Raw genomic sequence first — 7,948 nt, 5'->3', positions numbered from 1 at the left:
CCAGGCCAGCGCGCTCTCGATGAGATCGGCGTATACCGGCAGGTCCAGCGCTTTCTTCACCAGGGTGGGGTTGGTCGTGCAGTCGACCGGCTTCAAGCGCTTGATCGCCTCGTAGTCGCCGGTATCGGCAACCACCACGGACAGATCACGCAGCTGGGAGAGTTTGGACAGCGACGTCATGGAGAGCTCCTGGGCATCAGTCATCAGAGCACGCGTCGAGCAGCGCGCTGACCGCCGCCGTGTCCTGGTCGAACACCGGCGCGGCGAACGGCTCCGGGCCGGGTGTGCGGCCGAACACGATCGGCCGGGTGATGCCGCGGTAGCTGCCCAACAGCGGGTGCGGCAGCGACGTGACCATCTGCTCGGCCTGCACCTGTGGATGGTCGAACATGTCCTCGACCTGGCGCGCGGCCGCGCACGGCACCTCTTCGCCGAACAACTCCTCCCACGCCAGCGCGCTGCGCGTGGCCAGCGCGGCGTGCAACTGCGGCAACAGTATCTCGGCCTCCGCAGCCCGCTTGCGCACCGTGTCGTAGCGCGCGTCGGCCGCCAGTTCCGGCCGCCCGATCCGCTCGCACAATGCCTGCCAGAAGCGCGGGGTATTGGCCGAGATGTACAGGTATCCATCCGCGGTGGGATGGATGCCGGTGACACCGCCTGAGCGCATATCGCGGCCCACTGCCGCCGGCTCGCCCTCGGCCCAGACCATCCGCGCCGACTGCATCGTCAGCGCACTGCGCAGCAGCGACACGCCCACGAACTGGCCTTCGCCGCTGCGTTCGCGCTCGTAAAGGGCCGATGACACACCGGCCGCCACCAGCGCGGCAGCGTAGTAATCGACCACCGAGCCGTACAGGATCTCCGGGGCGCCGCCCGCCTTGCCCTGCATCGTGCACATGCCGGTCATGGTCTGCAGCACCTGGTCGTACCCTGCCTTCTCCTTCAACGGCCCCTGCTCGCCGTAGCCGGTGACCGAGCAATACACCAGGCGCGGGTTGAGCTTGTGCAGGCTCTCGAAATCGATGCCCAGGCGTACCGGCACGCTCGGCCGGAAGTTGTGCACCAGCACGTCCGCCTCGCGCACCAGGCGCATCAGCACCGCACGCTGGTCAGGCTGTTTCAGGTCCAGCACCACGCCGCGCTTGGAGCGGTTCACGCCGAGGAATGCGCGGCTCTCGGCCTCCAGCGTGGAGGGATAGCGCCGCAGGTTGTCGCCGACCGGCGGCTCCACCTTGATCACCTCCGCGCCCTGGTCGGCCAGCAGCGTGCAGCCGTAGGGGCCGGCAATGTAGGCGCTCAGATCCAGCACCCGAATGCCGCTCAACGGCCCGGTGGCACCTTCCCGCTGTGCGATGGCGAATGGAGAACTGGGGTTGCTTCCGGTCATGGTCAATACACTCGATACCTTGATGGAAGTTTCCTCCTGGCCAACGGGAAGAAACAGATCGTGTGGGTATGTTCTGGGTGGACAAAAAGCACGCTGCGGCGTCGGCGGCGCCACCGCCGCCGAACACCGCCGGGACGTCAGCCCGACGGCGCCAGCGACAGCCAGCTCAACCGCCAGCTGCCGTGATCGCGCCCGCCACACCGGTAGTAGGGCTCGAACGTCAGCGGGCCGCGGCACTCCAGCTGCACGGTGATCGACGCGCCCTCGCCCGTGTCCTCGCCCACCTGCAGCCACTGCGAGGGTGGCCGGTCCGGCAAGCGCACCGTCTCATCGGTTTTGTACCCGTCGATCAGGCCGGTGGCATACACCAGCGGCCCGTAGCTCAACCCCACGTACTCCCAGCGCAGGACCTCCTGCGCCACCGGCGCGCCATCCGGCGCGCGCGATTCCTGCACGTTGATGTTGGCCGCCCGGTGCAGGCGTGGCTGCATCGGCAGTTGCACGCAGATCGTGTCGCCGGACTGCCAGGTACGCTGCACGTGCACGAACCCGTCCGCGCCCGCCTCGGCCGCCTCGGGCTGTCCATTGACCTCGATCCGTGCGCCCGTCGCCCAGCCCGGTATCCGCACGCCGATGCTGAACTCGGCGACGCACTCGGGCAGCACGGTGAGGGTCACTGTACCCTCGAAGGGGAATCGGGTCGCCTGCAGCAGGGTCACCGCACCGGCCTGCGCATGCAGCAACGTGGCCTCGCCCGGCCCGTACAGATTGACCCGCAGCCCACCATCGGCCGCGATTCCGTAGGCCACCTGTGGCAACTCTTCCACGGCCATCGCGCCGCTGGATTTGCAGCAGCGCCAGTACGTGGTGTGCACGCGCCGGCCGTTGGGATAGGTGTAGTAGCACCAGTCCTCGCCATTGGCGGCCATTGCCGCCAGCAGGTCGTTGTAGGCGGTGCGCTCCAGTTCATCGGCGTAGCGTGCGTGGCCGGTGATGGCCAGCAGCTCACGGTTGAGCTGCATCCACGCCAGTACCGAGCAGGTTTCCACATAGGCCTGCGGGAAGAAGGTGCGCGGCGCGTTGAATACCTCGCGCGACCGGTGCGCCACCCCACCCCACGGACCGCCGCCCAGCGTGAGGTGCTGCTCGCGGATGTTGTGCCAGAGATGATCCAGCGCCTGGCGATGGTCGTCATGCCCGGTGGCCTTGTACAGCTTGGCCAGCCCGACCAGGTTCCAGCTGAGCTGATAGGCCTTGCCGGTTGCGATGAAGGCCGCGTCCTCACCAGCCAGCGCCTTGTCCAGCAGCGCCAGCCGCGGGTTGGCGTTGGCCTGCGCCAGGATGCATTCGGCCAGTGCCAGATAGCGCGGCTCGCTGGTGACCAGATAGAGATCGGCGGCAGGATCCAGCAGTACCGTGGCGGACATGCCGTGGTGGTTGCCCAGCGTGGTGATGTCGATGCCCGATTGCAGGGCCTGCCAGCACAGGTCGGCGATCCGGCACGCGGCCTGCAGGTAGGCTGCGTTGCCGAGCGCGCGCCACGTTTCCAGGAACCCGAGGATCAGGTAGCTGTGCGTCCAGATGTCCCAGGTGCGCAGCGCCGGCTCGCCGTTCCAGCTCTCCGGCTTGGGCGGCTGCGGCACGGTGAAGCGACGCTCAGGCGCATAGTTGCCCAGGTAGCCGTCATCGTCCTGCTGGCTGATCAACCAGTCGGCGACGCGGCGCAACGAGGCCTCCAGCTGCGGCTGCCCGCCCTGCGCCACCGCCCGCGCGGTGGCCGAGAGCCACTTGCCGGCGTGCTCGCCATACCAGTCGCCCTCGTGGTTCTGGTGCTTGTGCGCCTGGCTGAAGATGCTGATCGGCGCGCTGTGCTCATCCACGACGAACGTGCTCAGGCGCCCGCTGCGGTTGGCTGCCAGGGCATCGCCCAGCACGCCCTGCAAGGTGACCTGTTGCGGCGGGACCAGCGTCATGCCGCGGGCGGCGGGATGCAGACGGTTCATGCCGCATCCACCACGCAACGGAAGCCGACCGTACCGGCGCGATCCTTGGACGGACCCATCAGCAGGTACTTGCCGTGCTGATCCAGGCGGTAGGCCTGCGGGAAGTACCAGTGCGAGGTCTGCGGCTGATAGCTGCTGCCGCCACGCAGTACGGCCGCGCGGGTGTGCGCATCGCTGAATTCATCGGTCCATTGCCACACATTGCCGACCAGGTCCTCCACCCCGAACGGGCTGGCCCCCTGCGGATGTGCATCCACATCCGCCGGCGGGATGAGGCGACGGCCACGATTGACCCGCGGCACGCGTGCGGCATCCCACGCGTTGCCCCACGGGTAGAGGCGCTCGTCGGTGCCCTGCGCGGCGTACTGCCATTCCCACGCATGCGGCAGCCGCTTGCCGGCCCACGCCGCGTACGCACGCGCGTCCTCGATCGAGACCCAGGTGACCGGCTTGTTGTCCCAGCCCGCACGCGGCGCGCCGTCCTTCCAGTCCGCCAGGAAGTTGTGGTCATCGGCCGGCCGGTAGCCGCTGGCATCGAGGAAGCGCTTGAACGCGGCGTTGGTGACCGGGTGGCGATCGATGTGGAACGCAGGCAGCGCCATGCGCCGGCGATGGTGGCGGCGCGCGCAGTCTTCCCACGGGTACTGCACATCCAGGCCGGCCCAGGTGAACCCTTCGATCTCGATACCGCCCACCTGGAACAGGAACTCGGCGGCCGGGATCGTGACCATGCCTGTCGGCGCCTCGGCCTGCGGGGGCGTGCTCGCGATCGCCAGCAGTTCCTGCGGAGCGGCCTTCCACGCGGCGGAGTAACTGTTGAGGGGCTGCTGTGCGCGCTCGGCGGTCGCCGCCAGGAATTCGTCCAGACCCTCGATCGCGGTACCTGCAGCCACACTCAGGATCGCCCCGAAGCCGCGCGCTTCCATCGGCAGCTCGATGTACGCCGCGCCGTCGATGATCCGCGGCGTCAACGCGCGGCCATGCCACGCATCGTAGTAACGCGTGCCTTGCGCATGCGCCAGCGCGATCTGCTCACCGTCCACGGCGTATTCGTTGCGGTTGATCAACGTGTGCAGCGCTACCCCCTCGCCCGGGAACCGGCTGGCGAAGATGCCGCCCTGCAGGCAGACCTGGTACGGCTCCCAGTCCATCGAGACCACCAGCTGCGGGAACTGCCGGTACAGCGTGGCAATCCGGCGCAGCGCTTCACCGTCGCGCGGGGTGAACTGGTTCCAGACGCCCCAGATGTTTTCCCAGGCGTTGTAGCCGATGCCGTTGAAGAAGCAGTACTGCAGGTCGTGATTGCGGTTGCGGCCCCAGCGGTTCTCGTAGTTCACCATGTGGCGTGGCTCCAGCCACTTCCATTTGGAGACGGGCGGCACCGGGCCATCAGGCGCCTTCTTGCCCCAGCTCTGCACGTTCCAGATCAACTGCTCTTCGGAACTGATGGTGGATTCGGGCTGCACCACCACTGGATTGCCGCGTGCATCACAGGCATCGAAGAACGCCCGCGGCACACCGTTGAAGGTATCGCCGTTGATGCCGTCGGCACCGACCGCCTTGACGATCTCGGCCAGCCCATCCCAGTGCGTCACGCCCGGGTCGCGGGTGCCGTGGTCCCACGGCTTGGCCGGCAGGAACACTTTGACGCCGCGCTTCTGGAAGGCCTGCACCGCGGCCTTCAATCCCGCCAGGCCGCCGGGCATGTCATGCGCCAGATCGAACTGGTTGCGGTCATCGATACCGATGTTGGGGTAGATGTACCAGATCAGCACCGAATCCAGACCGCCGAACCGTGCGGTCAGATCGTCCAGGTACCGGTCGACGGTGTACTGCCCGGTGGCCGCATCGAAGAAATAGCGATCCTCGACCATCATCTGTGCATGCACGAAGTTGCGCTGCGCCCACTGCAGCTCCGGACGACGGTAGTTCACATCGGTGTAGCCGATCCGGACCAGGTGCTCGCGGCGCCAGTCCTTCAGTTCTTCCAGCCAATCGCCCGCGCTGGCATTGGCATCGATCATCCAACTGCCGATATCGGCGAAGGGCCACGCCGGCGCCTTGCCGGGCGTCGGCAGGTAACGCCCGGTGGTCACGTGCGAGAACTTGTACTCGGTGCGGATCGGCTCACGCCCGTAGTCGGCTGCATCGGTGTCGTAATCGGGGCTCTGATACGGCGTGGTCATGGGCAAGGCATCCAGCAGGAAACGGAAAGGAGGGACATCAGCGCGCGCACGCTGCCGCCAGCGCGGCATGGGCGGCGGCATCGGGAACGCGCGTGGGATCGCCCAGCAGCGCCTGCACCTCGGCGCGGGTGGGAATGCTCGCCTGTGCGCCCAGGCGGGTGCAGGCCAGCGCGGAAGCTGCGGTGGCGGCCAGCAACGCCTCGGCCATCGGTTGATGGTCGGCCAGCGCAGCGATCAGGGCGCCACAGAAAGTATCGCCGGCCGCGGTGGTGTCCATCGGGTCGATGCGGAACCCCGGCTGCAGCAGCACCTCGCCGTTCACCCGGGCCAGGCAGCCACGCGCACCCAGGGTCACGATCACGCAGGGCACCGGCACGCGCGCCAGCCCCGTGGCCAGGTCCGGGGGATGGCCGGCCACCACATCCAGCTCACCTTCGTTGACGATCAGCACATCCAGCAGCGCGAGCAGCGCATCGGACAGGACCTGTGCCGGCGCCGCGTTGAGCGCGACCTTGAGCCCGGCCGCACGGGCGCGGCGGGCATAGGCGGTGATGGTGGGCACGGGGGTTTCCAGCTGCAGCAGCAGCCAGCCCACGCCCTCCAGTGCCGGCAGGTGCTCCTCGCGAAGCCCGAGGTTGGCACCCGGCGCGACCGTGATCGCGTTCTCGGCGGTGTCGGCCAGGCAGATGAAGGCGGTACCGGTGGGCAGCGCGGGATCGCGCACGGTCGACAGGGCCACACCCGCATCGCGCAGGGACGCTTCGATCGGCGCGGCGAAATCATCCTCGCCCACGGCCAGCAGCATCCGTGTCGGCACACCGCCGGCCCGCGCGCAGGCTACGGCCTGGTTGGCGCCTTTGCCACCGGGGAACGTGCTGAAGCTACGGCCCAGCACCGTCTCACCGGGCGCCGGCACATGCGTGGCGCGCACCACGAAATCGAGATTGGCCGAGCCGGCGACAAGGACAGTGGAACGTGCCGCACTACTCATGGGTCTATCGCCTCATCAACGCGGTTGTAGAACGTCGTACTGATGCGCGGCAGATCGTCATTGCCGCCCGGGAGATGCTGCAGCATCAGAATCGCGACCAGGCGGCGTGCCGGGTCGATCGTGTAATAGGTCGAGGCCGCGCCCGACCAGCCGAACGCGCCCACCGAAGCGGTGCGTCCTTTCAGGGCCGGATCCAGCAACACCGAACCGCCCAGGCCGAAGCCCTCGGCATCGCTGAACTCGGTCACCGGCCGAGGCAAGGCGGTGTGGACCAGCTGGTTCTGCATCATCAGGGCCACGGTGGAGGGTCGAAGCAACTCCACCTCGCCGTAGCGGCCGCCGTCCAGCAGCATCTGCGCGAACCGGCCATAGTCGCCGGCCGTGGAATACAGACCACCGGCACCGCTTGGATAGGGCCGGAGCGCACTGCCGGGCACCCGCGCATGCACCTCATCGGCGAGCACCAGATCACCGTGCTCGCCCATGCTGGTCAGCGCCACCACGCGTGCGCGATCGCGCACCGGCACCACGAACCCGGTATCGCGCATGTCCAGCGGGCGGAAGATGCGCTGTTGCAGGAACTGCTCGAATGGCAGCTTCCCCACCACTTCCACCAGCCGCGAGAGAACTTCGATGGACGTGCTGTCGTAGCGGAAGCGCGTACCCGGCTCGCTCGCCAGCGGCACCCTTGCCAGCCGTTCGGTGTAGTCGGCCAAGCTGTCCGCGGCCTGCACCTGTTGGTGTTCCAGCAGCTCGGTGACGGCCTCGAATCCCTCCCCGCCCGCCGCGAAGCCGGCGGTGTGGGTGAGCAGATGTCGTACGGTCAGCGTCTGCGCTGCCGGGCGCAGCTGTGGCGCCGCGGCGGTGCCCCCGGCGAAGACCTGCAGGCGTGAGAACTCAGGGAGATGACGCGCCACCGGATCATCCAGATCCAGCCGGCCCTCCTCCACCAGCATCATGGCGGCTACCGAGGCCACCGTTTTGGTCATCGAGTAGATGCGGAAAATGCTGTCACGCTGCATGGGCGTGGCATGCGCCAGGTCCTGCCAACCGTAGGCGGCGTCGTGCACGATGCGGCCATCGTGGATCACCAGCGCGACCGCGCCGGTATAGCCCTGGCGGCCCGTCGATTCGTGCAGGAAGGCATCGACTGCTGGCAAGCGCGCCGACGCAGCCGTCGTTTCCGTCTGGCTCGGCGGGTCCGGCAACGACGCCGCGGCCTGTCCCACCGCCAGCATCAGCAACGCGAACACGGCCAGGCGTGCCCGGGGGCGGCAATGACGGGCGTGGGCCGGTCCGTGCGATGGCCAGTACATCCGCTCTCCTGCTGTCGGTGGCGGTAACGTCATGACAGGGTAAGGCAATAAAAACGGACCGGCGC

The 7,948-nt window shown here is 68.0% G+C and carries 6 protein-coding genes; all 6 read right to left on the bottom strand.

The features are described from left to right. A partial coding sequence (locus ABE472_RS13130) for a transaldolase family protein (protein WP_346464316.1) occupies nt 1–180 on the bottom strand: 180 nt, incomplete at its 3' end. A gap of 16 nt (nt 181–196) precedes the next feature. Further along, nucleotides 197–1,387 (bottom strand): CoA transferase, encoded by a 1,191-nt coding sequence (locus ABE472_RS13125; protein WP_346466391.1) that lies wholly within the window; start codon nt 1,385–1,387, stop codon nt 197–199. A gap of 137 nt (nt 1,388–1,524) precedes the next feature. Beyond that, the gene (locus ABE472_RS13120; RefSeq protein ID WP_346466390.1) at nt 1,525–3,390 is read right to left on the bottom strand and encodes a beta-L-arabinofuranosidase domain-containing protein; all 1,866 of its coding nucleotides are present in this window, start codon (nt 3,388–3,390) and stop codon (nt 1,525–1,527) included. Next, complete coding sequence (locus ABE472_RS13115) at nt 3,387–5,576, bottom strand: formylglycine-generating enzyme family protein (protein WP_346466389.1); 2,190 nt, start codon at nt 5,574–5,576, stop codon at nt 3,387–3,389. The genes ABE472_RS13120 and ABE472_RS13115 overlap by 4 nt, the downstream gene beginning before the upstream one ends. A 37-nt stretch (nt 5,577–5,613) precedes the next feature. After that, nucleotides 5,614–6,567, bottom strand: coding sequence for a ribokinase (locus ABE472_RS13110; protein WP_346466388.1), 954 nt, complete (start codon nt 6,565–6,567; stop codon nt 5,614–5,616). After that, nucleotides 6,564–7,883, bottom strand: coding sequence for a serine hydrolase domain-containing protein (locus ABE472_RS13105; protein WP_346466387.1), 1,320 nt, complete (start codon nt 7,881–7,883; stop codon nt 6,564–6,566). The genes ABE472_RS13110 and ABE472_RS13105 overlap by 4 nt, the downstream gene beginning before the upstream one ends. Between the last annotated feature and the right edge of the window lie 65 nt (nt 7,884–7,948).

This window comes from Stenotrophomonas sp. TWI809 (genome assembly GCF_039673205.1).
Classification (GTDB): domain Bacteria; phylum Pseudomonadota; class Gammaproteobacteria; order Xanthomonadales; family Xanthomonadaceae; genus Stenotrophomonas.
Note: the sequence above shows the minus strand (reverse complement) of the source record. Positions and strands in the feature narration are given on the sequence as shown.